Origin of the sequence: Halomonas sp. S3-1-1, from assembly GCF_023757625.1 — a bacterium.
Classification (GTDB): Bacteria; Pseudomonadota; Gammaproteobacteria; order Pseudomonadales; family Halomonadaceae; genus Vreelandella.
In genome coordinates this window covers 131113-154861 of record NZ_JALGBZ010000005.1, presented here as the reverse complement: position 1 = coordinate 154861, position 23749 = coordinate 131113, and the positions used below count along the sequence as shown (strand labels likewise).

Annotated in this window: 44 protein-coding genes; 36 read left to right on the top strand and 8 right to left on the bottom strand. The window is 60.9% G+C overall.

Features of this window, described 5'->3' with window-relative positions; translation table 11 throughout:
- The 6 genes from MQW23_RS15375 to MQW23_RS15350 all read right to left on the bottom strand — a co-directional run bounded on the left by MQW23_RS15375 (position 1) and on the right by MQW23_RS15350 (position 2897).
- Positions 1 to 651, bottom strand: a complete 651-nt coding sequence (locus tag MQW23_RS15375) for a DUF1281 family ferredoxin-like fold protein (RefSeq protein ID WP_252109089.1) — start codon at positions 649 to 651, stop codon at positions 1 to 3.
- Between the two features lie 111 nt (positions 652 to 762).
- Positions 763 to 1020: a hypothetical protein gene (locus tag MQW23_RS15370; RefSeq protein ID WP_252109088.1), complete on the bottom strand. Its 258-nt coding sequence runs from the start codon at positions 1018 to 1020 to the stop codon at positions 763 to 765.
- A gap of 9 nt (positions 1021 to 1029) precedes the next feature.
- Positions 1030 to 1356 (bottom strand): hypothetical protein, encoded by a 327-nt coding sequence (locus tag MQW23_RS15365; RefSeq protein WP_252109087.1) that lies wholly within the window; start codon positions 1354 to 1356, stop codon positions 1030 to 1032.
- Positions 1353 to 1667 (bottom strand): hypothetical protein, encoded by a 315-nt coding sequence (locus MQW23_RS15360; protein ID WP_252109086.1) that lies wholly within the window; start codon positions 1665 to 1667, stop codon positions 1353 to 1355. The genes MQW23_RS15365 and MQW23_RS15360 overlap by 4 nt, the downstream gene beginning before the upstream one ends.
- A 2-nt stretch (positions 1668 to 1669) precedes the next feature.
- Positions 1670 to 2068 carry a LuxR C-terminal-related transcriptional regulator gene (locus MQW23_RS15355; RefSeq protein WP_252109085.1) on the bottom strand — a complete coding sequence of 133 codons (399 nt, stop codon included), beginning with the start codon at positions 2066 to 2068 and terminating at the stop codon, positions 1670 to 1672.
- Between the two features lie 139 nt (positions 2069 to 2207).
- A complete protein-coding gene (locus tag MQW23_RS15350) occupies positions 2208 to 2897 on the bottom strand; it encodes a LexA family protein (RefSeq protein ID WP_252109084.1) in 690 nt (229 codons plus the stop codon).
- A gap of 90 nt (positions 2898 to 2987) precedes the next feature.
- Here MQW23_RS15350 and MQW23_RS15345 point away from each other — a divergent pair, with 90 nt between their 5' ends.
- The 12 genes from MQW23_RS15345 (at position 2988) to MQW23_RS15295 (ending at position 7824) form a co-directional block, all read left to right on the top strand.
- Positions 2988 to 3200 (top strand): Cro/CI family transcriptional regulator, encoded by a 213-nt coding sequence (locus tag MQW23_RS15345; protein WP_252109083.1) that lies wholly within the window; start codon positions 2988 to 2990, stop codon positions 3198 to 3200.
- A 31-nt stretch (positions 3201 to 3231) separates the two neighbouring features.
- Entirely contained in the window at positions 3232 to 4236 is a 1005-nt protein-coding gene (locus tag MQW23_RS15340; protein ID WP_252109082.1) for a DnaT-like ssDNA-binding domain-containing protein, read from the top strand.
- Complete coding sequence (locus MQW23_RS15335) at positions 4151 to 4870, top strand: replication protein P (protein WP_252109081.1); 720 nt, start codon at positions 4151 to 4153, stop codon at positions 4868 to 4870. The genes MQW23_RS15340 and MQW23_RS15335 overlap by 86 nt, the downstream gene beginning before the upstream one ends.
- 2 nt (positions 4871 to 4872) lie before the next feature.
- Positions 4873 to 5202, top strand: coding sequence for a helix-turn-helix domain-containing protein (locus MQW23_RS15330; RefSeq protein WP_252109080.1), 330 nt, complete (start codon positions 4873 to 4875; stop codon positions 5200 to 5202).
- Complete coding sequence (locus MQW23_RS15325) at positions 5186 to 5488, top strand: hypothetical protein (protein WP_252109079.1); 303 nt, start codon at positions 5186 to 5188, stop codon at positions 5486 to 5488. The genes MQW23_RS15330 and MQW23_RS15325 overlap by 17 nt, the downstream gene beginning before the upstream one ends.
- A complete protein-coding gene (locus MQW23_RS15320) occupies positions 5469 to 5762 on the top strand; it encodes a hypothetical protein (protein WP_252109078.1) in 294 nt (97 codons plus the stop codon). Before MQW23_RS15325 ends, MQW23_RS15320 begins: the two co-directional genes overlap by 20 nt.
- Positions 5752 to 5901, top strand: coding sequence for a hypothetical protein (locus tag MQW23_RS15315; RefSeq protein WP_252109077.1), 150 nt, complete (start codon positions 5752 to 5754; stop codon positions 5899 to 5901). Before MQW23_RS15320 ends, MQW23_RS15315 begins: the two co-directional genes overlap by 11 nt.
- Complete coding sequence (locus MQW23_RS19490; RefSeq protein ID WP_264297497.1) at positions 5898 to 6020, top strand: hypothetical protein; 123 nt, start codon at positions 5898 to 5900, stop codon at positions 6018 to 6020. Before MQW23_RS15315 ends, MQW23_RS19490 begins: the two co-directional genes overlap by 4 nt.
- Positions 6013 to 6309: a hypothetical protein gene (locus MQW23_RS15310; RefSeq protein ID WP_252109076.1), complete on the top strand. Its 297-nt coding sequence runs from the start codon at positions 6013 to 6015 to the stop codon at positions 6307 to 6309. The genes MQW23_RS19490 and MQW23_RS15310 overlap by 8 nt, the downstream gene beginning before the upstream one ends.
- 176 nt (positions 6310 to 6485) lie before the next feature.
- Positions 6486 to 6659: a hypothetical protein gene (locus MQW23_RS15305; RefSeq protein WP_252109075.1), complete on the top strand. Its 174-nt coding sequence runs from the start codon at positions 6486 to 6488 to the stop codon at positions 6657 to 6659.
- The gene (locus MQW23_RS15300) at positions 6656 to 7171 is read left to right on the top strand and encodes a VRR-NUC domain-containing protein (protein WP_252109074.1); all 516 of its coding nucleotides are present in this window, start codon (positions 6656 to 6658) and stop codon (positions 7169 to 7171) included. Before MQW23_RS15305 ends, MQW23_RS15300 begins: the two co-directional genes overlap by 4 nt.
- Complete coding sequence (locus tag MQW23_RS15295; protein ID WP_252109073.1) at positions 7168 to 7824, top strand: hypothetical protein; 657 nt, start codon at positions 7168 to 7170, stop codon at positions 7822 to 7824. The genes MQW23_RS15300 and MQW23_RS15295 overlap by 4 nt, the downstream gene beginning before the upstream one ends.
- On the opposite strand, the gene MQW23_RS15290 is transcribed toward MQW23_RS15295, so the two are convergent.
- Positions 7821 to 8051 (bottom strand): hypothetical protein, encoded by a 231-nt coding sequence (locus tag MQW23_RS15290; protein ID WP_252109072.1) that lies wholly within the window; start codon positions 8049 to 8051, stop codon positions 7821 to 7823. The two genes, MQW23_RS15295 and MQW23_RS15290, sit on opposite strands and share 4 nt — an antisense overlap.
- A complete protein-coding gene (locus tag MQW23_RS15285) occupies positions 8048 to 8506 on the bottom strand; it encodes an AcrIF11 family anti-CRISPR ADP-ribosyltransferase (protein ID WP_252109071.1) in 459 nt (152 codons plus the stop codon). Before MQW23_RS15285 ends, MQW23_RS15290 begins: the two co-directional genes overlap by 4 nt.
- A gap of 266 nt (positions 8507 to 8772) precedes the next feature.
- Here MQW23_RS15285 and MQW23_RS15280 point away from each other — a divergent pair, with 266 nt between their 5' ends.
- The 24 genes from MQW23_RS15280 (at position 8773) to MQW23_RS15165 (ending at position 23411) form a co-directional block, all read left to right on the top strand.
- Positions 8773 to 9276, top strand: coding sequence for an N-acetylmuramoyl-L-alanine amidase (locus MQW23_RS15280; RefSeq protein WP_252109070.1), 504 nt, complete (start codon positions 8773 to 8775; stop codon positions 9274 to 9276).
- Positions 9276 to 9572 carry a hypothetical protein gene (locus MQW23_RS15275; protein WP_252109069.1) on the top strand — a complete coding sequence of 99 codons (297 nt, stop codon included), beginning with the start codon at positions 9276 to 9278 and terminating at the stop codon, positions 9570 to 9572. Before MQW23_RS15280 ends, MQW23_RS15275 begins: the two co-directional genes overlap by 1 nt.
- Positions 9573 to 9580: 8 nt before the next feature.
- A complete protein-coding gene (locus MQW23_RS15270) occupies positions 9581 to 9892 on the top strand; it encodes a phage holin family protein (protein WP_252109068.1) in 312 nt (103 codons plus the stop codon).
- The gene (locus MQW23_RS15265) at positions 9892 to 10299 is read left to right on the top strand and encodes a hypothetical protein (protein WP_252109067.1); all 408 of its coding nucleotides are present in this window, start codon (positions 9892 to 9894) and stop codon (positions 10297 to 10299) included. Before MQW23_RS15270 ends, MQW23_RS15265 begins: the two co-directional genes overlap by 1 nt.
- Positions 10296 to 10535, top strand: coding sequence for a DUF7940 domain-containing protein (locus MQW23_RS15260; protein ID WP_252109066.1), 240 nt, complete (start codon positions 10296 to 10298; stop codon positions 10533 to 10535). The genes MQW23_RS15265 and MQW23_RS15260 overlap by 4 nt, the downstream gene beginning before the upstream one ends.
- Entirely contained in the window at positions 10513 to 10962 is a 450-nt protein-coding gene (locus tag MQW23_RS15255; protein ID WP_252109065.1) for a hypothetical protein, read from the top strand. The genes MQW23_RS15260 and MQW23_RS15255 overlap by 23 nt, the downstream gene beginning before the upstream one ends.
- 108 nt (positions 10963 to 11070) lie before the next feature.
- A complete protein-coding gene (locus MQW23_RS15250) occupies positions 11071 to 11436 on the top strand; it encodes an HNH endonuclease (RefSeq protein ID WP_353653850.1) in 366 nt (121 codons plus the stop codon).
- A 111-nt stretch (positions 11437 to 11547) separates the two neighbouring features.
- Positions 11548 to 12018 carry a phage terminase small subunit P27 family gene (locus MQW23_RS15245; RefSeq protein WP_252109064.1) on the top strand — a complete coding sequence of 157 codons (471 nt, stop codon included), beginning with the start codon at positions 11548 to 11550 and terminating at the stop codon, positions 12016 to 12018.
- Positions 12019 to 12024: 6 nt separating this feature from the next.
- The gene (locus MQW23_RS15240; protein WP_252109063.1) at positions 12025 to 13740 is read left to right on the top strand and encodes a terminase large subunit; all 1716 of its coding nucleotides are present in this window, start codon (positions 12025 to 12027) and stop codon (positions 13738 to 13740) included.
- The gene (locus MQW23_RS15235; protein WP_252109062.1) at positions 13734 to 13931 is read left to right on the top strand and encodes a hypothetical protein; all 198 of its coding nucleotides are present in this window, start codon (positions 13734 to 13736) and stop codon (positions 13929 to 13931) included. Before MQW23_RS15240 ends, MQW23_RS15235 begins: the two co-directional genes overlap by 7 nt.
- 56 nt (positions 13932 to 13987) lie before the next feature.
- Positions 13988 to 15214, top strand: coding sequence for a phage portal protein (locus tag MQW23_RS15230; protein WP_252109061.1), 1227 nt, complete (start codon positions 13988 to 13990; stop codon positions 15212 to 15214).
- On the top strand, positions 15202 to 16140 hold the full coding sequence (locus tag MQW23_RS15225) for a S49 family peptidase (RefSeq protein WP_252109060.1): 939 nt from the start codon (positions 15202 to 15204) through the stop codon (positions 16138 to 16140). Before MQW23_RS15230 ends, MQW23_RS15225 begins: the two co-directional genes overlap by 13 nt.
- Before the next feature lie 70 nt (positions 16141 to 16210).
- Positions 16211 to 17506: a phage major capsid protein gene (locus tag MQW23_RS15220; RefSeq protein ID WP_252109059.1), complete on the top strand. Its 1296-nt coding sequence runs from the start codon at positions 16211 to 16213 to the stop codon at positions 17504 to 17506.
- Between the two features lie 78 nt (positions 17507 to 17584).
- Entirely contained in the window at positions 17585 to 17818 is a 234-nt protein-coding gene (locus tag MQW23_RS15215) for a hypothetical protein (RefSeq protein WP_252109058.1), read from the top strand.
- 73 nt (positions 17819 to 17891) lie between these two features.
- Positions 17892 to 18449, top strand: coding sequence for a head-tail connector protein (locus MQW23_RS15210; RefSeq protein WP_252109057.1), 558 nt, complete (start codon positions 17892 to 17894; stop codon positions 18447 to 18449).
- A 2-nt stretch (positions 18450 to 18451) separates the two neighbouring features.
- Positions 18452 to 18787, top strand: coding sequence for a phage head closure protein (locus tag MQW23_RS15205; RefSeq protein WP_252109056.1), 336 nt, complete (start codon positions 18452 to 18454; stop codon positions 18785 to 18787).
- On the top strand, positions 18774 to 19226 hold the full coding sequence (locus MQW23_RS15200) for an HK97-gp10 family putative phage morphogenesis protein (RefSeq protein WP_252109055.1): 453 nt from the start codon (positions 18774 to 18776) through the stop codon (positions 19224 to 19226). The genes MQW23_RS15205 and MQW23_RS15200 overlap by 14 nt, the downstream gene beginning before the upstream one ends.
- Positions 19223 to 19951 (top strand): phage tail terminator protein, encoded by a 729-nt coding sequence (locus tag MQW23_RS15195; protein WP_252109054.1) that lies wholly within the window; start codon positions 19223 to 19225, stop codon positions 19949 to 19951. The genes MQW23_RS15200 and MQW23_RS15195 overlap by 4 nt, the downstream gene beginning before the upstream one ends.
- 60 nt (positions 19952 to 20011) lie before the next feature.
- Entirely contained in the window at positions 20012 to 20182 is a 171-nt protein-coding gene (locus MQW23_RS15190; RefSeq protein ID WP_252109053.1) for a hypothetical protein, read from the top strand.
- A complete protein-coding gene (locus tag MQW23_RS15185) occupies positions 20175 to 21137 on the top strand; it encodes a phage tail tube protein (RefSeq protein WP_252109052.1) in 963 nt (320 codons plus the stop codon). The genes MQW23_RS15190 and MQW23_RS15185 overlap by 8 nt, the downstream gene beginning before the upstream one ends.
- Before the next feature lie 72 nt (positions 21138 to 21209).
- Complete coding sequence (locus tag MQW23_RS15180) at positions 21210 to 21551, top strand: hypothetical protein (RefSeq protein WP_252109051.1); 342 nt, start codon at positions 21210 to 21212, stop codon at positions 21549 to 21551.
- Positions 21503 to 22033: a DUF1799 domain-containing protein gene (locus MQW23_RS15175; RefSeq protein WP_252109050.1), complete on the top strand. Its 531-nt coding sequence runs from the start codon at positions 21503 to 21505 to the stop codon at positions 22031 to 22033. The genes MQW23_RS15180 and MQW23_RS15175 overlap by 49 nt, the downstream gene beginning before the upstream one ends.
- Before the next feature lie 90 nt (positions 22034 to 22123).
- Positions 22124 to 22843: a hypothetical protein gene (locus MQW23_RS15170; protein ID WP_252109049.1), complete on the top strand. Its 720-nt coding sequence runs from the start codon at positions 22124 to 22126 to the stop codon at positions 22841 to 22843.
- A 1-nt stretch (position 22844) separates the two neighbouring features.
- Positions 22845 to 23411 carry a hypothetical protein gene (locus tag MQW23_RS15165; RefSeq protein WP_252109048.1) on the top strand — a complete coding sequence of 189 codons (567 nt, stop codon included), beginning with the start codon at positions 22845 to 22847 and terminating at the stop codon, positions 23409 to 23411.
- Positions 23412 to 23749 lie beyond the last annotated feature (338 nt).

Here is a 23749-nt window from a genome sequence, read left to right as displayed (position 1 = left end):
TTATTGGTCCTCTTCTTCCGGATCCCAGCCTTTAACTTCAAGCGCGAAGGCTGACCACTTGGCGCGCTGCTCTTCGTCCATTTCGCCCCAACCAGGAGAGGTTTCGGAGTCGAAAACCTCACCCGCTTTCAGCTTAAATTTGCCGCAGTTGCTGCCGATGTCTTCGTCAGCAAAAATCACTTCTATTACGTCATCCGGAAAGCGCTTGGATACTTCTATCAGCACTCCATTCGGGCAAGCCCAAGCCGTATCAAATCGCGCTAAGCCTTCTTTCGGGCTCGATTGGCTTTCACAGGCGTTCCATTTGGTGCCCCATATCTCTCTTGCAAAGCACATGCTGTGCAGATAACCACAGGCGCGATAGTTCTCAACCATGCCTACAAACTGTTTAAAAGATTCTTCGGATAGCGTTCTTATGTCGAACCTGCTGCGGTTACCTTCCTGCAGGGCTCGAAGCCCCGGGTGATTGCTCAGCGGAGTGGCACAAACGATTTCAGCGGCTTGTTCTGCATCGCCAATAATTCCGTTCCACTCGTTGTTGGGTCCTGGAAATGGCGCAGCCAGTCTGAAATCGATACGGCCTTCGCTATTGGTCATGGCTTCAATAACGTGCTTTGGAGCGTTTACTTGATTTGTTACCCAGTTAGGCATGATGTTCTCCGTTCGCTCGATGATTCGGTAGATTGGTTTTGTCAGTGTCTTTAACTGGCGCGGGCTGTTTGAAGATGCGGTCGAAGTCGTCCTGGTTGAACACGGTGCCTCCTAAACGATGCGGCCGATGGCGGCGTAGATAAGTCGGTCGCACAGCTCGAGTGCTCGGGCGTCGTTACCGTTACGGCGGGCTTCGTAGAGCGCATCGGCGAGCTGGGCGGTACTCCTTCCTTCAACCGGGTCATATCCGTCAGGTAGCCCTATTGTCTCGAGCTTTGCCCCGCGCTCCTTGAGCTCCTCGAGCAAGTCGTCGGTATCAAAATCTTCCAGCGAAACATTAACTTCTACCGTGGCTTCAATGAGCGGCATGACAGCCTCCTAAAACTGAACCATTTGAACAGGGCGGCCGGCGGTCTCCGGCACCGTAAACCGGGCGGGCGCTTGCCGATCGGCAGCGAGCGCGGGGCCGGCCGGGCGCATGCCCGGGCAGCTCTCGGCGGCGATGCCGCGATAGTCCGGCGCGCCGGTGCGCTGGTTGAGCGGCACGCCGCGCGCCTCTTCGGCCTGCCACACGGCGGCGTCGGTGCAGTAGCTGGTTAGCCAGTCCTGCCGGCGTTCGGCGTCGTCCTGGCTGAGCTGGCCCAGCACGAGGGCGGCGACGATGGCGCCACCGGCGAGCACGGCGTGTCGAATGCGAGTGGTCATTGGGCGGCGCCTCCGGTATTGGCGCTATCGAGCAGTAAGGCGCGCAGGTGATCGCGAACCAAGCGAATGTCGGCGAGGTCGGTGCCGGTCATGAACCACCGAAAGGCGGGGTTGTTTTTGGGCGCAGTACCTTCTGGCCACGAGGAGCACTCAACGCCCAGCGGGCCGGTCGTAAGTGCAACGCGGTATTTCTTCTGCAGCGTGACGGCCAGCGCCAGCTCCTGGCATTCGAGAAGCACGCACACTTGGCCGGACATGAGGCCGTGAGCGGCGAACACTTCGGTGACGGTTTTGGGGGCGTCGAGGCTCATGGCTATACGCCCTCCGAGCCGCGTTGACTGGCAATCAGTCGGCTGGCGCTGTAGGGCGTACGGGTGCGCGTCGGCTGGCGGTGGCGCAGGGCCGGCGCGTCCGGTGTGATACTGCTGATCATCAGCGCCAGCAGCAGCGGGGCGATCCAGCCGCGCCGCATCGCTTCGGCCACGGCGGCCGCCGCACGGTGCGCGTTCAGGTAGTAGAGCAGCGCGGACGCGGTGGCGCTGACGGTGCGGGGCGAGCAGCCGCGCAGCTTGGCGATCTCTTTATGCGTGAGACCGGCGGCGATGCAGGCGATCACCTGCGCTTGTACGCGGCTGGGCCATTCGCTGTTGCGCGGGCCGAATCGGCAGGTGAAGCCCTGGCATTCGAATTCTTGGGGTTCGATGGTGTGCACGGTTTAGCTCCTGAGTCACGTTGTCTAAACTCAGAGTATAAATAACTAAACCTATCGTCAAGCCTAAAATTCAGGCGGCTAAACTTTTCTCATAAAAAAAGACCCGCTACGTGCGGGCCCTGTGTTGGCGGATGATGGTTCAGCGGTTGCGCATTCTCATATCGGCTATGACGACGCCGATAATATGGCAGCTCCCATTGATTTGAAGGTATGGGTTTTGCCAAGCGGGGTTGAGGGCTTTGAGCATGCGAGGGCTGCCGGGCTCCTCGATCAATCGCTTGAACGTGGCCTCGTTGGTTTCAGTCATCACGGCAATCACGTCATCGCCGCTATCAGCAGCTTTTTCAGGGTCAACGAAAATGAATCGCCCTGGCGGATAGTCGGGCAGCATGCTTTCACCAACTACGCGGAGCACGAACGTCTGATCGCTTGCGCCGGGCGGCTTTGGAAACCAGTTTGTGGTTTCAGGGTCGTGGTTGATGTCGCACACTTCTGACCACTGCCCCGCTTGAACCCAGCTTATTTCAGGGCAGCACCCCTGTAGGCGTGGAGCAAAGCCAATAGACTGCTCGTTGACGGTTAGTAATTCGCTGTCACTTTCTCGCTTTGGATAAGAGCTCGTGCTCTCCTTTCCCGTCATAAGCCATGATTGCGAGCACTTAAGCGCACTCTCCAGCTTGATTAGCGAGTCCCGATCCGGCTTGACCTGACCGCTCTCCCACTGGCTAACCGCGCCTTTGGTTCTACCGACGAGCTTGCCAAGCTCTGGCTGGTTATAGCCAAGCTCTTTGCGCCTTTCCCTGATTCGGTCACCGATATGTTTTTCCATATTTAGAAATCTAAACCTTATAGAGTAAAGGTGCTTGAACTATTTGGGTGCAGGCGTCTAAACTGTCGCAATACACAGGAGGCCTCTGCCATGAATAAGCAGGATGTTCTGAATTTCTATGGCGGCACCGTTCGTGCGGCCAAAGCGCTAAATCGAACCAAGGGCGCGGTTAGCCAGTGGAGCGACGATCTTCCTCTCAACCTGCAGTACGAAATCGAGGGACGTACCCGCGGCAAGCTCAAGGCTGATGTAGCAAAGCATACTGCCCCGGGCGAGGCCCAAGCATCGGTACCGCAACCGTGATTTTGCATACAGGTATTTTTGAGGTGTGCGTATGAGCATAACCGCCGCCATGCTCCCCGCGCTACTGGGCCGGCCGGTGGCCTATCAGGCCGTGTTCACGCGCCTGCCGGGTGTCACTGTGCAGGGCGCCATCTTCCTGAGCCAGGCGCTTTTCCTGACGAACACGCCCACCGCCGCTACGCGTGATGGCTGGTTCTGGAAAGAGCAGCAGGGCGACCACGATAGCTGGGAATCTGAAACCGGCATGAGCGCCAAGCAGCAGGTCACCGCCCGTAAGCAGTTGGGCCAGATCGGCGTGCTCGAGGAAGTGCGCAAGGGCGTACCGGCCAAGACCTGGTACCGGGTCAATACCGAGGCACTGGCCCAGCAACTGGCGCTGGCGCTGACCCCGGAAGCGGAGGAAAAAACGCCGGAAGCCCCCGCCGCTGCCCAGACTCTCCCAACCGGAGAATCTGAAAACGCCCAACCGGAGAATCAAGACTCGCCAGAAGGGAGTGCACAGAATCTCCCAAACGGCGTTTTCTTACAGAGACTACAACAGAGAGTAACCCCTCTCTCTCTGAGCGCGCTTGAGCCGAGCGTGTTCGAACGTGCCGCCCAGCAGGCCGACGACGGCGAGCCCGCCGCCGACCCGGTAACTGACCGCAAAACCGCGATGACCCTCGACTGGGAACCCGAGCCCGAAACCTACCAAGTGGCGTGCCTGCAACGCGGGCTGGCGCCGGACGCCAACGTGTTCGACGCGCTGATGGATTTCCGCGAGCACTTCGTCGCCCAGGCCCACCGCACTATGACCCACGCCGAATGGACCCGCCGCTTTGCCAAGTGGATCCACGAGAACACCAAACGCCAGCAAGCCCAACAGAACCAGCCCGCCACCACCGGAGGCAATGCCCATGCAAACCGCCGCGACCGTACTCCCAAACGCCGTCTCACAGCTCAGGAAGCCCGTGCAGCCGCCGAAGGCCGAGCGCCCGACTCCGGCACAGGGCAAACCCTCGACGGGGAATGCCGCGCCCACGGTGGCGGCTGGTGACATCGACGAGCTGTTCAACGTGATGGGCGAGCTGTTTGGTGCCCGGTTCACTAGTGACTGGGGCGCGTATGACCAGACCGGCGCGTGGTGGGCCGAGCTCAATACGCTGGCGCCGGCACAGCTGGCCGTGGGCCTGCGCCGGGTACGCCAACGCGTACAGGACGCCGCCCGCGCCAGCGACACCGCCTGGCCACCGATGCCCGCCGAGTTCGCCGCGCTGTGCCAGCCCCGCCCGGAGGACATGGGCCTGCCGACCGAGGCCGACGCCTGGCGCGAGGTGTGCGCCCACGCCCACCAGCCCGGCCAGCACCAGTGGAGCCATGAAGCGGTGCGCATGGCCGGCGCGGCAGTGGGCTGGTGGGAGCTGACCCACGGCGGCGGCGAGACACGCGCCGGACGCCTCGAGCGCCAGTTTCGCCGCGAGTACGCCGCGCTGATCAATCGCGTCATGGCCGGCGAGCAGCTGAGCGCCCGGGGCTTGATCGGCCACGACAGCACCATGACCCGCGCCGAGCGAGCCGAGCGCGCCAGCCGGGAAGCCGCGCAGGCACAAAGCGCCGCCGCGGGCATGCCCGATCGGATGAATTCAGAACAGGGGCTGCGCTCACTGCGTGCCGCCCTGGGGAGCCGATAACGATGATGACCAACCCTGTAATGCAACCCACCGGGCGGGAGGTTTCCGCCGAAGCGTTTCGCGAGATTCGCAAAAGCGGACGCGCCAACGCCTACCAGCGCCGCATCCTCGAGGAGCTCGCTGCAGGGCCGATGACGCGCAACCAGCTCGCCGCCCGCATCCAGCGCCCGCTATCGAGCATTTGCGGCCGCTGCTCCGAGCTGCTCGATGCTGATCTGGTGACCGTGAGCGGCACGACCAACGACAAACCGCCGCGGCAACTGCTGGCGTTGACCGATAAGGGTCGCGTGCTGGCGCATAGCGAGGAGGTGGATGATGCAAAAGCCGATTGAGCCTGGGTGTTTAGTAGTCGTGCTGCGCGGAGAGGTCGCCAACCAGGTGGGGGTGGCTGTTGAGTTTATCCCTGCTGGTCAGTCGTTCACGATTCACCCCGATGGAGCGCTGGATAGCGAGCAGTTAGCCAGATTCAAGGGGGGCGGTTGGGAAGTTGATTTTGCATCTGACGCCGAGCTCGCGTGGACGATTCCTGCAAAAGACTTGATGTGCATCGACGGCGGCGACGCCACCACCCACGAAACCGAGCAGGAGGAGCGCTACGATGCCCCGGCCCATGCTTAAACCCGTCGATCACCAAAACATCGTGCTGCGCCTGCTGTTGCTCACCGGCCCGGCGGCGCCGGAGTACCTGAGGCAGCTGGCGCACGACCACGGCCTACCTGTCTCGCTGCATCAGATCCGGGTGGCGTGTGACGCACTGGTCGCCGAGGAGTACGCCGCTCACGAGGGTGTGGGCTACCGGTTAACCCAGTGTGGTGTGCGCGAGACGCTGGCCGTACCGCTGCTGGGGAGCTATCACCTCGAGGCGAACGCTGGGGGTGAGCATGTCGAATAGCGTACAGGGGCGCCGGGTGTGCCCCGAATGCCACTACCCCAGGGGCGTGGGCGAGTTCAAGGAGCCGGGCACGTGGCTGGCGCTGCCGGCGTGTAAATCGTGTCTGCGCAAGATCCAACGCGGGAGGGCCCGGGCATGACCGAGTTCATGTTTGGCGCGTTCACCATGTTCTGCGCCATCGCGCTCGCCGCGGTGTTTGCCGCGCTATTTTACCTATGCCGCTGCCCGGAGAGCGGTATCGAGGATGCCAATGACTGACAAGCCAAAGGGCGGCCAGCAGGCCCGTCGTGCCGCCGTGCTGTGCGAAAACCCGCGTTTCGGGCTCTACCTGGACTACCGCCGCCGCCAGAAAGGCAATCTGAACATCGAGCACCTGCCGGACGGTACCCACTCGCCCGAGGACTGTGCCGACTGGTTGCGCGGTGTGTGCGGCGTAGCGAGCCGTGCGGAGATTGATCATAACGACGATGCGCGGGGAATGCTCGATCGAATCGTCGCGGACTACAGCAACTGGGAGCGCGGTCAGCGCCAGCGGGGTGGGGCATGACGACTAAAGGCGAGCGGCGTTGGAGCCGCTCCGTAACGATGGCGGGTACAGCAGCAATCTGGCTATATCCGGTCACCCAGGGTGGTCTAGGGAACATCGTTTCGTTCGTGGCATGGCCGTATGCGTTCATGCTCCTTATGGGTGCGTTCTTGTGCCACTCCCAAGGATTCGGTGACGTGAGCAGGCTATGGCCACGGCCCATAAGCATGCTGTTTCGGGTCGCACGCTGGGCTGGCGTCTTCTGGCTGATTTATCACGGCGCTCTGGTAATGCCGGTGATACTGGTCGCTGCCAGCGTCGTTTACTGGTCGGCGGAGAAGACGCATAAGCGCCAGCGGGGTGAGGCATGACGACAACACGCAAACCCCGCCGCATACTCGGCCCCGCTGGCGCCAGCACTGCGCCACGCAAACGGCCGGTCGACTGGGAGGGGCAGGAGCAGGCGGTGCTGATCCGCTGGCTACTCGGCGAGTGCCAGCGCGGCACCCGGGTAGGCGCGCTCTACGATGTCACATATCACGTGCCCAACGGTGGCCAGCGCTCGAAAGCTACCGGCGCCGCGATGAAGCGGCAGGGTGTGAAAAGTGGCGTGAGCGATCTGGTGGTGATGGACGCCCGGGGTGGTTGGCATGGCCTCTATCTGGAATTCAAAGCCAGCGCCCCGCACACCGCCGCGCTGGCGCCGAGCCAGCGGGAGTGGCTGGCGCTGGCTGACGAACGTGGTTATTGCGCTGTGTTGGCAGTAGGCCTGGAAGAAGCCAAGGCCGTGCTGAGGGAATACGCCGAGCTGGGGCGGACTACGCACCAAGACACAGCGGGCGTGCATTTGAATAGCGGTACCGAATGGAGAAAGGGCGAATGAGCGCGGCACTACAACTGAACACAGGGGGCGCAATGCGCGATTATCGGAACATGGGCATTCAGCGACTGCGGGAGCTGGCGCGCGCGGCACACCCCGACCACGACCTGGAGGCGACCCGCGCGTTCGTCGACAGGGTGCTCGACATGGAGGCCGAGCGTGTGACGTGGCACATGCACCAGAACGAGGGATTCCAGCCGTTCAGCCCGGCGGCGACGCTGGGGCAGCAGCCCGGCGGCGGTACCGCGGCGGCTGAGCCGTTGGCGATCGCGTATGAGCGGGGTAGCCGGGTAAGCGCGGCGCATGAGTTCGCCCGGGCGTGGCTCGAGTCGGCCCGCCTGCGTCCGCGCGCACGGCTGGCCGTGCTGATCCGCGCGGCGAAGCTGCACCCAATGCCGACCCAGCAAGCGGCGCCGTGGGCTGAGTCCTACGATTTCATCGCCAAGCACCTGCCGATGTACTCGCGCATGCTGCAGATGGGGTCGCTGTCAGTGATGGGAGATATTGTGCCGACGGTGGTGGAGACCGATAAGCAGGGAGTGAGGCATCTGGTGCCGAATAAGAATCGGGGGGAAGCGATCTTTAAGAACGGAATGGCGGTGAAGGATGCTGCCCGGTTTGCCCGCGCCGAGCTGTTGGCACTGGCGCAGGTTTAGGTGTCACTGGAAGCCCTGTCCGCCGCAGGGCTTTCGCTCGCTAATTGCTCAAGCATGATTTGCATTCCATAGCTCATCGTTTTGTCGGCGCGCAGGATGGCGTTAATGTACTGGCGAGTCATGCCAAGGCGCCGCGCCAGCTCAGGCTTTGTCTTGCAAACTTCTAGGGCTTTATTGATCAGCTCTGCCGCTTGCTCGGGTCTGTGATACTTTTCGGCGTCGATCATGCTTTCACCAGCTCTGATTCGCGACCCATCATACTGACCATGAAGGCTGCACCCTGCTCGTCTTCAACTTCGACCGCGCGGAATCCAAGGATTTGGGCGGCTCGAGCGGTGAATATCTGAACATCCCAGCTGGCATCGGCCATATCTTCGGGCTCGATGTCGAGATCCAGATCGAAAATGCTTTTGCTTTCGTCGATCAGCGCCTCGGCGTCGTCTTCATCAATGCTGAGCTTTGCTGCTAGCTCGGCAACCAAGTCAGAGAGCTTTTCCGCATCGGCGTGGTAGAACAACTGGCTAGCTTCGATGATGTCATCTTCGTTAATCTCGATGCTGTATGTCAGATGGTCGCCAGCTGTCATCGTATAGGCTTCATCGGCAAAGAACAGGAACTCTCCAAAGCGTCCGAAAGAGTTTATTTCGGTGATTTCGCTAGGGCTGGTGTGAAGTAGTTTCATGGCTGTTCTCCTTGGGTGATGTATTTATTATATGGAAACATAGTTTCCATTGCAAGGTTTTTAGATGTCATGCTTGCTCGCGCATGTTGTATCTACTCCACGACCAGTCTATGATGTTTCTAGGCTGGCGCTAACTGACGCTGGCCGCCACACATCAAAGAGCCCTGCCGGTCACCCGGCGGGGCTTTTTGCTTTCCGCTGTTCCCATTGCGTGCCACTGGTACGCCTTGCCCTGGTCGTGCAGGGCCTTTCTATTCGAGGCATCCATGCGCTACATCACCATCCACTGTGCGGCCACCACGGCCAGCATGGACATCGGCGTGTCTGAAATTCGTGAGTGGCACCTGGCGCGTGGGTGGCGTGATGTGGGCTATCACTATGTGATCCGCCGTGATGGCACGCTCGAGTGCGGGCGGCCCGAGAATCAGACCGGCGCCCACGTTGGCGGCTACAACACCGGCAATATTGGCGTGTGTATGGCCGGCGGCGTAAAGGATGACGGCAAGACGCCGGAAGACAACTTCACGGCTGAGCAGTGGGCGGCGCTGGATGCGGTACTGACCGATCTACATGAGCGCTACCCCGAGGCGCTGATCATGGGGCACAACGGATTTCCCGGGCATGAATCGCGCGGCTGCCCCTGCTTTGATTGGCGCACCTATCGCGATGGCTTGCACGACATGTGGGCCGATACCCCTGAAGAGTGGCACGGCCAATGGATTGAAGAAGTCGACGCCGTTAGCCAGCTCGAGATCGCAGGAGGTGGATGATGATTCACTGGGTATCTGATCTGCTGGCCATAGCTCACGTGCCGATCGGTATCTATATCGTTTACCGCTGCATCTCAGCGCTGCGCACCACGCGCAATAGTCAATCCCGGTTCGCGATCGAGTGTGTGCTGGGCATTGCCGCGGCGGTGATCGCGCTGCGCTTGACGGACTACACGATGCCGCTCGAGGTCGAGACGCGCTATGTGACATGGCGCGTACTGGTCTCATTGGCCATGTTGTCGTTTATTCCCCTCATCAACGCTCTGGCGAGGTCAGACCGGCGACAGAACAACTGAGGTGAGCCATGCCAGAGATGTTGCTTATGGCTTGGCTGGCATTTCGGGCGTTCATCGCTGAGCCGCCGGTTAGCGCTGCAATCGCCGCAATGATCATGGCGGGTCTCAAGATACTGGGCTCGCTGCCACCGCGTCCGCCGCGCAAGTGGCTGGAGGTGCCGATGGTAGGGCTGGCCTCTTACGGCATGGTGCCTATCTCTATCACCCTGGGCGCCGACCCATCGTGGGCGGCCGGTATCGGTGCCGGCATTGGTTACGTGGGCATGGTGAAACTCGAAAGCAGGCTCGACCGGTGGTTGGGCGTGAAGGGTGACAAGTGATGACAGCGAGCGATTACAAGGCGGCGATGGCGAGCGCGCGGAAATACCGGCGGCTCTATCGCGGCTTCCTCTGGTCGTTCGTGCTCGCGTCGGTGTTCGCCGTGGTTCAGACGTTCGACAAGGCGGCGATCCGCGAGGACTTCGCCAGCACTGTGACCGCGTACCGCGCGGCGGTCTATGGGCTGACCTATGCGCTAAGTGAAGAGCAGGCCAAGGCGGGCAGCTTTGAGGCGCAGGCCAGCGATAACGAACAGCAGTTGGGTGACGAGCAGGGCTACACGAGCAACCTGCGCCGTCGCATTTCGACGCTGGAGCGCGAAGTGCAACAGTGCCGCGCGACTCAGCAGATGATGTCGGATCCAGGCTGGACGGGCAGCGCCGCGATCATACCGGAGAGTAACCAATGAAGAAGCCTCAACTGGCAGATGATGCCCATGTGTGGCACCGGCTGTGGTCCAACCACGCCGCCATACTGAGCGCGGTCACGACGGCGCAAGCGCTGCTCCCTTTCTGGGATGGCATCATTGCCGACCGCTATTTCGTGCTGGCGGGCGCCATGCTATCCAGCGCCGCGGTCATCCTTCGAAGCCTCAAGCAATCTGTCACCGATAGGCCGCGCCATGCTGGCAAAGCTACAGAGTAAAGCGCTGGCCTTAGCGATCGCTGCGCTCATGCTGTTGGCTGCTTGGTGGTACTGGCAGCACGTGACGGGGCAGCGCGACGCCTACCAGGCCGAAGCCGAGCGCCAGCGAACGCGGGCCGATGTGCTGCAGGAGCACCAGCAATGGCAGCGCCAGCAGATCGAAACGCTGAATGAAGCAATGGCAGCACGAGACCGTGCGCTGGATCGTATAGCTCTGGACATGAGCGCCAGCCGTACCGCGCTCGAGCAACTGGGAGAGACCGATGCGCAAGCACGTGACTGGATGGATGGCGATGTGCCTGGCGGTATTGCTGACTGGGTGCGCCAACTCCAGACCGGCGACGCCCGCGACGATGGATCAGTGCCCGATCGTGCCCGCCCACCTGACCAGCGAGCTGCCGGCACCCCAGTTGATACTGCAAGGTAACAAGGGGCTGCTCGAGCTGCTCGCTCAATACGAAGCGCTGCGCCGGCGGGTAAATGCTGATCGGGCGGCGACGGTCGAGATATTGGCAAACGATGCGAGTGATGATTAATGCCTAGTTCTCCGCCGCGTCCATGTCGTGCCCCCATGTGCAGCGGCAAGACGACCAATACACACGGCTACTGCGGTAAGCACGCCGACCAGGCAAGAGACTGGAAGAAGTCACCGAACCGAAAGCAGGATCGCGGTGGTAGGCCATGGCGCCGCAAGCGTCAGCGCATACTCCGGCGAGATAAATGCCTATGCCAGCCCTGCCTAAAGCGGGGCTTTTTCACGCCCGCTGTTGAGGTCGACCACATCGTCAATATCGCCTCAGGCGGCACTGACAGCGACGACAACCTGCAGGCGATATGCGGGCCGTGCCACAAGGCGAAGACGCAGAGCGAGGCCCGGCGAGGCCGTGGCGACGACGCCTGATGGGGAGGGGGGATCCAATCCCTACAGGCTGGCGCAAGCGGACACCGCAGCCTCCATTAAATTTTTATAACCGCGAAATTGAAAAATCAGGTCGGCGCGAGGAATTGCCAAATGACACGAGGTCGCAAACCCAAGCCGAGCCACCTGAAAGCGGTGCAGGGCAACGCTGGCAAGCGGGCAGTGAACCACGATGAGCCCCAGGGCGAAGAGCTGCTTGAAGTGCCGCTGCCGCCCGAGTGGCTCTCGCCGATCGGTATCGAAATGTGGGAGCGGGTCGCGCCCTGGTTGATTGGTAGCAAAATTCTGACTGGCTCTGATCTGCATAACCTCGAGGCGTTCTGTGCGGCGTACTCGCGCTGGCGACTTGCTGAACAGGATATAGCCAAGAACGGCATCGTGGTGGCCGGAATGAACTCGGACATCAAGAACCCGGCATGTACAGAGGCCAATGCCGCGCTCAAGCAAATGTCGCTGTACGGCAGTGCCCTGGGGCTCGATCCGGCCAGCCGTTCGCGGTTGGCGGTGCCGGGCGCCAAGGAAGCCGGCAACCCATTCAAAGACCTTCTAGGTAAAAAGCGATGAAGCACTATGGCCACGTACCCGCACGTCAACGCAGCGAACAAGTACGCTCGGGACGTGGTGGCCAAGAGGATTCCCGCGTGCAAGGAGGTCCGGCAGGCTTGCCAGCGCCATCTGGACGATCTCAAGGCGTCGAAGTCCCGGTCCTTTCCTTACCGGTTCGATAAAGAAGAAGCCGAGCGCGTCTGCGCGTTCATCCAACTGCTACCGCACACGAAAGGGAAGTGGGCGCGCGAGCGGCGGTTGATCACGCTAGAGCCATGGCAACTGTTCATCGTCGCCAGCATTTTTGGCTGGTTGAAGAAGAAAACCGGGCTACGTCGCTTCAGCGAGGCCTACATCGAGGTCGAGCGGAAAAACGGCAAGTCGGTACTGGCGGCAGCGATCGCCAATATCATGCTCTGCGCGGATGGCGAGTACGGCGCTGAGGTTTACTGCGGCGCGACGACCGAAAAACAAGCGTGGGAGGTATTTCGCCCGGCCCGCTTGATGCTCATGAAGTCGCCGGCGTTGGTCAGCGCCGCGGGCATCGAGATCATGGCGAAGAACATCTCGATTCCTGAAGACGGCAGCCGCTTGGAGCCGCTGATCGGTAACCCGGGCGACGGTAGTTCGCCTTCCTGCGCGCTGGTCGACGAGTTCCACGAACACCAGACGCCGAACCTCTATGAAACCATGCTGACCGGCATGGGCGCCCGCGACCAGCCGCTGATGTTCATCATCACCACCGCGGGCTTCAACCTGGCCGGCCCTTGCTACGACAAGCGGCGTCAGGCTCAACAGATGCTCGACGGGGCGCTGCCCAACGATGAGCTCTTCGCCATCATCTACACCATCGACGATGGTGACGATTGGAAAGATCCGGCGGTACTACGCAAGGCCAACCCGAACTTTGGCGTCTCGGTCAGCGAAGAGTTTTTGCTCAAGGCGCAGCGTGACGCCATTCGGTACCCAAGCCGCCAGAACTCGTTTCTGACGAAGCACCTGAACGTCTGGGTAAGCGCGCGCACGGCCTGGCTCAACATGGCAAGTTGGCACGCCTTGGGTGATCCCTCGCTCAAGCTCGAGGACTTCATCGGCCAGCCGTGCTGGATGGGTGTCGACCTTGCCAGCAAGACCGACATCGCGAGCATCGCACTACTGTTCCGCGATGAAGTGCCTGACAAGAAGGGCCGGTTGAAAACGCGCTGGACGGTGTTCGTTCGCAACTACCTGCCTGAAGGGGCGGTCGAGCGGGCGAGCACGAACAAGGCCGCCTATGAGGCCTGGCAGAACAACGGCGATCTGGTAATCACCGATGGCGAGGAACTCGACTTCGATCTGATCCGCGAAGAGATCAAGGATCTGGCCGGTATGTTCGAGATCACCGAAATCGCCTACGACCCGTGGCGTGCCACACAGCTCGCCCACCAGTTGATGGCCGATGGCGCTAGCATCGTCGAGTACCGCAACACGGTTCAGAACATGAGCCCGGCAATGCGGGAGCTTGAGGCGGCGATCACAGGCGGGCGCTTCCGGCACGCCAAGTGCCCGGTGCTTACTTGGATGGCCAGCAACGTGGTGGCCAAGGCCGATGCCAAGGACAACATCTACCCGCGCAAGGAAAAGCCTGAGAACAAGATCGACGGCATCATCGCCATCTTGATGGCGTTGGGGCGGGCCGTGCTCACCGAAAACGACGAGCCGGAAGAATCCATTTACGACACCTCGGACGTGACATGCTGATTAACCTCATCACTCTTACTGTAGGCCTGCTGGGTGTCGGGCTGGTGGCCTTTGGCGCATGGCTGATACTCCCCGCCGCTGGCTACATGGTCGCCGGCGGTTTCTGCCTACTCTGGTCCTGGCTCGCCTCACGGGCGGCCGCTCGGAACGCGCTACCGGCAGCAGTGGCCGACGATGAAGAGGATTGCTGATGTTCGTGCCAAGCCTCTTCAGATCATCCGCATCATCTTCTAGCCGAAAGCGAAGCGTGCAGGACTGGTCTGGCAACTGGGTAAGCTCTCGTTCAGGCCGTCAGAGTGCCGCTGGCACCATGGTGAACACCGAGAACGCTTTGGGCGTCAGCGCGTTGCGCGCCTGCGTTACGTTGCTGGCCGAGTCGGTAGCGCAGCTGCCCTGCGAGCTCTACCGCCGCGACAGCGACGGTGGCCGCGAGCGCGCCACTGACCATCCGCTTTATGACGTGATCCACAACCAGCCCAACAAGAAAGACACCAGCTTCGAATACTACGAGCAGGGCATGGGCAGCCTGACGCTCGAAGGCAACGAGTTCTCGCTGATCGAACGCGATGGCGCGGGCTACCCGACCGAGTTGATCCCGGTACACCCCAAAAAGATGCGTGTGCTGAAAGGCCCGGACGGGCTTCCGTATTACCAGCTCGTCGATTATGCCGATCAGATCCTGCCGATGCGCTCAGTGCATCACGTCAAAGGGTTTTCGCTCGACGGCTACTTGGGCATTTCGCCGATCGCCACCAACGCCGACACCATCGGCTTGGCCATGGCGACCGAGCAGCACGCCTCGGCGGTGTTCCAGCGCGGTGCCACGATGGCCGGCGTGATCGAGCGGCCGCGGGAAGCCACCGCCATCGCAGACCAGGCAAACGTTGACCGTTTACTCGACAAGTTTACCGAGCGTCACGGTGGCGGTTTGCGCAATGCCTTCTCGGTGGCGCTGCTTCAGGAGGGCATGCAGTACAAGCAGTTGGCGATGGATAACGAAAAGGCGCAGCTGCTCGAGTCGCGAAACTTTGGCGTGGTCGAGGTCTGCCGCCTGTATCGCGTCGCGCCCAACATGATTCAGCATTTGGACAAGGCCACGTTCAACAACATCGAGCACCTGGGGCTTCAGTTCGTCATCTACACCCTGATGCCGTGGATCAAGCGCAAAGAGGCCGCCATGATGCGCGACCTGCTGCTTCCCGAAGAGCGCAAGAACCTCTACATCGAGTTCAACGTCTCCGGGCTGCTGCGCGGCGATCAGAAATCGCGCTTCGAGGCCTACGCCATTGCTCGCCAATGGGGCTGGCTCAGCGTCAACGACATCCGTCGGCTCGAGAACATGCCGCCGATCGCTGGCGGCGACCGCTACCTGACGCCCATGAACATGGTCGACTCGCAGAAGATGGGGCAGTCGCTCAATGCCACACCCCAACAAATGAAAGAGATCGAGGGAATACTTGCATGCACGCAATGATCAACTACCCGCACATCGCGTCGATGGTGTTCAACACACCGTTGTTCGCCACCCCCACGCTGGTGCAGGCCGTACGTAGCGTGCTCGAACCCCGCTTGCTCGGCCGGGCCCACGATATGCCTCAGACTCTCGGTATGGATGCCGGTCACGATGGCGACCGCGAACTGCAGCGCCTCAATGTCACCGGACGTATTGCCATTATCCCGGTGCAGGGCGTATTGGTCGCGCGCCGCGGGCAGATCAACGCCGCCTGCGAAGAGCTGGTTTCTTACGAGAAGCTGCGCAGCCAGATCAACGCCGCGCTCAAGCACGAGTTGGTCGAAGAGATCTTCCTCGATTTCCACACCGGCGGCGGCCAGGCCATGGGCTGTAAGGAACTGGCCGATTTCATCCGGGCTAGCACCGCCATCAAGCCGATCACCGCGCTGGTCAATTTCGCTGCGTATTCCGCTGGTTACTACCTGGCCGCCGCGTGCACTCGCATCATCGCCAGCCCCACGGCGGGCGTCGGCTCCATCGGCGTGATCATCGAAACCTACGAGGTCAGCCGCATGGAGTCCGAGATGGGGATCACGTTTAACACCTACTACCGCGGCGACCATAAGAACAACATGTCGCCGCACGAGCCGATCACCGATCAGGCCGTGCAGGAGATCAACGCCATGCTCGATGGCAGCTACGCCGAGTTCACCGAATCGGTGGCGAGCTATCGCGGACTCGAGGTGGGTGCCGTGATCGACACACAAGCGCGGCTTTATCGGCCACGCGACGCGCTGGCGGCCAACCTGATCGACGAAGTGGCCACGGCACAGGATGCGATCAACGCCGCCGCCGAGCGTTATACAAGCAACACCGGCTCCACCCCCCGAAACACTCGCAGCATTCGCGCCCAGGCGCGGGCGCTGGATACCAGCAGTCAGCTCTAGCCACGCGGCGGAGCCTCACCATGGCGGCCACGAGCCGCCTTTTTTGTACCTAAACGAAGAGGAATACCCCATGGGCATTGAAGAACTCCGCCGCAAGCGTGCCGAGATCAACGCGCAGGTGCAGGCCCTGGCCGAGATCGAAGCCGAAGCCGGTGAACTCAACGAAGAGCAACTGGCTGAATTCGATAAGCTTGCCGCCGAATTCGATCAAGTCAGCACCAAGCTGGCCCGCGCCGAAAGCGTCGAGCGCATGAACGCCGCAGCCTCAACCGCGGTACCGAGCTTTGGCAGTGGTCAAGCGCCTGCGGTGCACACCAAGCCCGAACTCAAGCAGTACACCGGCGCAAAGGTGGCGCGCATGGCGATGGCCGTCGCTGCGGGCAAGGGTGACCTGCAGTTGGCCTCCAAGTTCGCCAGCGGCGAGATCGGTGATGCCGATGTCGCCATGGCGATCGATACCAGTGCCAATTCCGGCGGTTCACTGGTACCCGAGAACCTGCACGACGAGGTAATCGAACTACTGCGCCCGAAGACCATCGTGCGCAGCTTGGGCGCGCGCTCCATGCCGCTGCCCAACGGCAACCTCAGTATCCCGCGCATGGCATCTGGCGCTACGTCCGGCTACGTGGGCGAGGGCGCTGACGTGCTCGCATCCGAGGCCAGCACTGACGACGTGAAGCTGACCGCCAAGACCATGATTACGCTGGTGCCGATGAGCAACCAGTTGATCGGGCGCGCGGGGTTTCAGGTCGAGCAGATTTTTCTGAATGACATGCTTGCCAGCATGGCGGTACGCGAGGACAAGGGCTTTCTGCGTGACGATGGTACTAACGACACGCCGACCGGTTTCCGTGCAGTGTGTCAGCGCGAGGGCCGCGTTGTGCCGTGGGAAGGCACCGCTGATCTGCAGACCATCGATGCCTACCTCGACGGACTGATGCTCAAGCTGATGGAAAGCGACAGCCTGCTGATCACCCCGGGGTGGGGCCTGTCACCGCGAACCTACATGAAGCTCTTCGGCCTGCGCGACGGCAACGGCAACAAGGTCTATCCGGAAATGGCCCAGGGCCAGCTCAAGGGGTACCCGATTCGCCACACCACAACGATCCCGGTGAATCTGGATACCTCCGAGCTGGGTAACAACAACGAGTCGGAGATCTACTTTGCCGACTTCAACGATGTGGTGATCGGCGACAGCGACACCATGACCATCGATTTCAGCCGCGAAGCTACCTACAAGGATGCCCAGGGTAATCTGGTATCCGCGTTCGCCCGCAACCAGTCGCTGCTGCGCGTGGTCAGCGAGCATGACATTGCTTTCCGCCATCCTGAAGGTCTGGTGCTGGGTACCGGCGTCACTTGGTAACCGGCTTGCCCATGTCTTGCCATGCTGCCCGCGCCATGCGGGCGGTCGTTCTTACCCCATAATCTTGAGGTGCCTCCCATGGCCATCGTTTCCAAGTCAGCGCCTCAGCTGACCACCGTGCTGTTTCTCAAACCCTACGGCCGTTACGCCAAGGGCGACCGCGCCGGCTTCCCGGCGGACAAGGTCGCGCAGATGAAAGAGCGCAAGATTGCCGTGCCGGTACAAGAAGCCGCGGCGGCGGCCAAGGCCGAAGCCAACAAGACGCCCGCCGCCAAGCCGGTGAAGGGCACAGAGGGCGCGGACAAGGTTTAAGCCGCTCCCTTCACTGCCTCAACGCTGCCGCCTTTGGGCGGCAGCCCCGTTACGTCTGCTCGAGAGTCCCTGAATGCTCACGCTCACCCGCGCCAAACTACACCTCCGGCTGGCCACGACCGAAGAAGAGGCCGAGGCGTACACCGATGAAGACGTGATCATTCAAGGCCTCATCGACGCTGCCTATCAGTATGCCGAACACCACACCCAAGCGGGACTGGTCACGCGAACCAAAACCCTGGTGCTCGACGGCTTCCCGGCCGGCGCCGGCAAGATCGAGCTACCCTGGGCGCCGGTCACGGCCATCGAGTCGCTTGATTACATAACCCCGGGCGGCAATGAGCACTCGCTCGAAGCCGAAGCGTTGCGCCTGGACACGCGCGGCATTTACCCCACTCTGGCGCCGCAGTGGGGTAGCCAGTGGCCGCGTACCACCGATGAACCAGAGTGCATCGCCATTACGGCCACGGCCGGGATGGAAGAAACGCCAGCCGATGTGCAGGTCGCGCTCCTGCTGCTGATCGGCCACTGGTACGAAAACCGCGAGAGCGTCGCCGATGCACCGCTTCAAAAAGTACCCATGAGCGTCGACATGCTGCTGGGGCCGTACCGAATCCACGCCGTGGGGTAACCATGCGAATTGGCAAAAAGCGCGATCAGGTCACGCTGGAGTGGTGGCAGAAGGGCGAGCGCACCGCTTCCGGCGCCACGCCGGAAGGGTGGCAGCCGGGAGGCAAGGTGTGGGCCGAGGTCGAGCAGCTGCGCGGCCGCACGCTGTTCGCCGCCCAGGAAGCCAACGCCGAGACAACGGCGCGGATACGCATGCGCTGGCGCGCCGACATCGCCGCTGCCACCGGCAAAACACTACGCGTCCGGTACGGCCAGGTGGTGTACCGCGTGGAAGGGCGCCCGATTGATCTTGGCGGCCAGCGCACGGAACTGGAGCTGATGTGTCATGAGTGGGTTTGAATTTCAGTTGAGTGGGCAGCTCCTGCACGACGTGCAGCAGGAGCTAAAGGCGCTCGAAAGCAATCTGCGCGAACGCGCCATAAGCGCCGGGCTCGTGACCGTGGCGTCGCCGATCAAGAAAACAGCCAAACAACTGGCGCCGGCGGATAGCGGCGACATGGCCCAAGCGATCGGGCATCGCAACATCAACCGCCGCCAGCGCAGCCGCTTGGGCTTTAAGCCCGATGAAGTCGGCATACTCATCGGTGCCAACCGCCGCATCAATGGCCGCTGGCAAGGGCGAAAAGGCTTGTGGCATGAACACGGCACCGAGCACATGACGCCCAACCCGTTCCTCGCGCCCGCGCTGGCGCAGAACCAGAGCGGCACGCCGCAGCGCTTCTACGAAGGGCTGTCCAAATACCTCGACCGTCAACGCAAGCGGGGCACGATTCAATGATCGAGCGCATCATCGACGCCCTGAGCGCCGCCGGACTCACCGCGGTACCGAGCAGCGAGGCCGACCCCAGCCGCGCCGACACCGTGCCCGGGCTGGTGCAGCTCGTTGACCCGGTCGTCGAGCAAGCGCTTTGGCCGCTGAACCTGCCCCCTGAGGCACCGGCGATCAACGGCGTGTACAGCCTGGCCGGGCAAACCAGCATCGAGGTCGACGACTACCGGCTGGGCCGGGTCGATACCTATGTGCTCAGCCTGCGCGCGCCGGAGTTCGACCCGCTGCGCAAGATGAGCACCGAGCTGATCGAGCGCGTGGCCGCCCAGTCCGGCACCGAGAGCTGGGAGATTACCGACGCTGCCACCGATTTTGAGTTCGACCAGCGCCAATACCGCGCGCATTTCGAGCTACAGGCGACCAGCCTGGCGATGTCATCGCCGGCGCTACCCGCGGCGTTCGTGCACCCCGTGCAGACCGCCGCCGCGCCCAACGCGCTAGGCACCATGCAGGTTCGCCAAACGGTGAGCGAGCAAATCGCCATCGTACTGATCGCCGACCAGCACGAGATCGACGAGCAGCGCAGGGCCACCAGCAGCGCGCTGCTGGGGCTCGATAGCGCGCCGGACGGCGTCGCGCCGCTTGAGTACGCCGGCGGCCAGCGCGTCGCTGTCAGTGGCAATCACGTTTACTGGCGCGAGCTTTATCAGTACGACCGGCTGATTCGCAGCTGACCCCAACCACCCACCTAAAACCCCGCCGCGTGCGGGTTTTTTTACGCCTGGAGAAAGCCCATGCCCAGCATCGGCGGTCGCTACCGCATCAAAAACGGCAAGCCGCAGCTTGTCCACGAAACCAAACCCGCCCCGGCGACCGCCGAGGGTGACAAGAAAGCCCAGGCCGCGCAGCCCGCCGGCAAGTCCGCCAAGCCGGCGGCCAAGAAAGAGGACTCAGGCAATGAGTGAACCGCTACTCTGGCGAATCATGACCGTCGGCGCGGTCATCGAGGACCAATACGGCGTTACGCCGGACGACCTCAGTGGCATGGTGTTTTTCGACGTCATGACCAAGGAATCTCCCGGCGTTTACCAGGGCGACACCGCCGAGCGTGAGCGCATGAAGCCAGGCTTCGGTGCGAACGAGCAGGTCAATGTCGCCCCGTATTCCACGCGCACCATTCGCGTGCCCTACGCGGGCTCCGGCACGCCTGGCGTACCGCCGTCCTTCTGGTTGCTCATGCTCGCTGCTGGCCACAGTGAAACGATCGACGCGAGCGACAACAATGCCCATGTGGCGTACGCCCCCGTGTCGCGCAACTTTCACTCGATCTCGCTGTTCTGGTGGTCCGACAACGACGAGCTGCAGGTGCTACCCGGAGCGCGTGGCACGGTCACACGTACCACTGACGCCAAGGCGATGCCGTACTTTGAATTCAGCCTTACCGGCCTGTATCAACGCCCCTATAAATCGGCGCCGCCCGCTGGCGGTACCCGCGCGCCGCAGGCCAAGGAAGTGCCGGTGAACAAGCAAAATAGCGTGTTCGAGCTGTTCGGCCAGAAGGTGCCGATGCAGTCCTGGTCATTTGACATGGCGGCTCAGGTCGAGCACCGCAACCTGGTGAACTACGAAGGCGTTCATATTACCGATCGCCAAGCCAGTGGACAGCTCAACATCCAGAAGCCGCGGATTGAAGACCTCAACATCTTCGAGCTGATCGAGTCGCACAACGGCACGACCGAAGGCGAAGTGGTGTTCACTCACAACGACGTGCCGGGGAACATCGTTGAGTTCGAAGCCGCCCGCGTCCAGCTTTCCAACTACCAGGAAGCGGACAACCAAGGCATCACCCACTGCACGATGGACACTCGCCTGCTCTCCGCGCCCGAAGGCGACGGCGACTACCGCTACGTGTTCCGTTAAACCCAGCCACCCACACACCGCGCCGCCCATTGAGGCGGCGCCATTGTTTGTCTCGATCATAAGGAAAGCACCATGTCCCTCGTACTCAAGAAAATCCCGACCATCACCGTCGATGTTCCCGTTCAAGTGCCCGAGGCGGAGAAGCCGTCGACGATTCAGGCCACCTGGACGCTCCACAGCTGGGACGACTACCGCAAGATCGTCAATGAACAGCAGGCGGGCAAGAAGGAGGACGAAGAACTGCTCGAGGACCTGAAAAACGTTACCGGCATCAAGGGCGAAGACGGCAAGGAAATGCCGTTCGACAAGGCGCTGATCGAGGTTCTGATGCAGACCACCTACATTCGGCGTCCGCTGATCCTCAGTTGGTTCGCCGCGCAGGAAGGGCGCAACCAGGCCGCGGCAAAAAACTAAGAGGCGCTGGCCAGTGGTGGGCGCAGGGCCCGGCGCCAAAGGACCAGCGAAAGCAGGACGCCGACCGCTGGGGCCTGAAAGACGCCGACGCCCCGCCCGAAGCGCCGACGCACTTCGAGGTGTGGGAGGAGCACTGGCCAGCGCTCGAGCTGTTTCTTGCGATGCGCACCCAATGGCGTGTGGTCGCCAGCATGACCGGCGAGCACCGCCAGGGTATCGACTATACAGCGCTCTATGGCCACCCCAAGTTCGCCCGGCTCTCGTTTGATGAGCAGGACGAGCGCTTAACGCAGATCCAGCACATTGAGGCCGGCGCCCTGGCGGTGATCAACAGCCAGACCCACATCGCCGAGCAGGAAGAAGAAGAGCGCTGGCAGCGGCATAAACAAATCATGGAGCACCACCTGGCAAATCAGGAGCGTCTACTGGATGAGATGCGCGCAAGGATGGGGCTGGATTCGAGAGGGCGGTTTGTTCCCTAGAGTAAGCGGCAAATATTTTTGAGTCTGGCGCAGGGATGCGCTATTTTGCAGTTCACTTAAAGTGGATTCATACGGTAGAAGTCACACGCAATGAAGCACCTCACGCTTAAGCTACATGGGACCGATCCCGACACGCTGCCCTTGGCAAGCCTGTCGAAGTATCTCGGTTGCCTGGACAAGCTCTATGGCGGTAAGGAAGTCAAAACCCTTACCGAGGTAGAGCCTGGCTGTGCGTGTTTGAAAATTGCCGTTGACGATGCCGATTACGATGAAGCTTTACAGCATGTTAAGCAGGCGTCTGAGGGCAAGGCCGCCAGAAAATACATGGACCCCTACAATCAGCTTCTAGGCCAAATTGAAAAAGATGGCTACGAGGGTGAGTTCTACGCCGGGAAGGTTCAGATAGTTCGCTTGCCCACCAGGAAGAGAAGCGCTCAAGTCAGTGCGCTGTCTCAAAAGATGGCTTGCTCTGTCAAAGGTCGCCTGTACTCAGTGGGCGGCAAGGACGACACCATTCCTGTCCGAATAGAGGATATGGAAGGCAAAGTCGTCTATGGGGATACGAATCAAACCCTTGCCACTGCACTTGGCAAAGATCTGTTCAAACATATCCACGCGCATGGAGAAGGTGAGTGGGAGCAGATGGAAATTGGTGGCGATTGGCAGCTCCGTAAAATAGTAATTCACAGCTATGAGGTCATCGAAAGCCTCGATCCCAAGTCAGCCTTCAACAAGCTCAGGGCGTTGGGCGGTATAAAGCTTCCAGGTGATAAGGGAGTTCACACCGACATACTGGATAACAGGAGCTAACGTGCGGCTAGTCGTTGATGCCAACATACTCATGCAGATTCTCAAGGTAGGTGGCCGCAACGACTTGGTTTGCCCACGCACAGACGAGGTCATTGATAATCCAGAAGGGCGGGCAGAAGCCTTGCTCGATCTAATGAACACCAAAGCTGATCGCATACTGATACCTACGCCGGCTTTGTCCGAAATTCTTGTCAGGGTAGAAGATCACACGTTGCATCGTGAGTACTTATCGGTAATCAATAGCGTTGCATGCTTCGACCTGATCAATTTTGATGCGATCAGCGCGATCAACTGCGCGCAGCTCGTCAACAATTCAGAACTCAAGCAGTTGAAAGGCGTTGATGATCCCAAGAAGAAGATCAGCTTCGATAGGCAGATAATTGCGATGACTCAAGCCTATGGCGGTGATGAGCTATGGACGCATGATAAAAAAATGCTTGCGAAGGCTGAGGCGGTCGGCATCGTGGTGAAATCGCTGGCCGATGTAGCGTCCAATATGAGCCAGTTGGAGCTTACGGAAGAAGCGACCCCGGGCGAAGTAGTCAGTATGGCAAGTCGACGTAATTAAGCATTGCATGAACCTCGAAGCCCCGCCCCGGCGGGGTTTTTTTATGCCTAATGACGGCGAAGCCCGCTGACGGCGAACTCAACAGGATTCTGATCAACTCCTCATGGTAAGAGCATGGCGGCGAGGAATTGTTAATTTATAATATCTATATGAAAAAACGATCTAAAAAGCGACGTAAATGAACTTCTGCGTTCAGTAATTAGCTAGAAATAGAGCTAATGAGTGCGTAGACATGTCTAATTTAAAGAACATTATAAAAGTGGAAGGTCGTATGTCTGAACAAGGCGCGGATCGTGCGGGGCTGCTTTTGTCGATCGCGGCGCTGATCGCGGCCACGT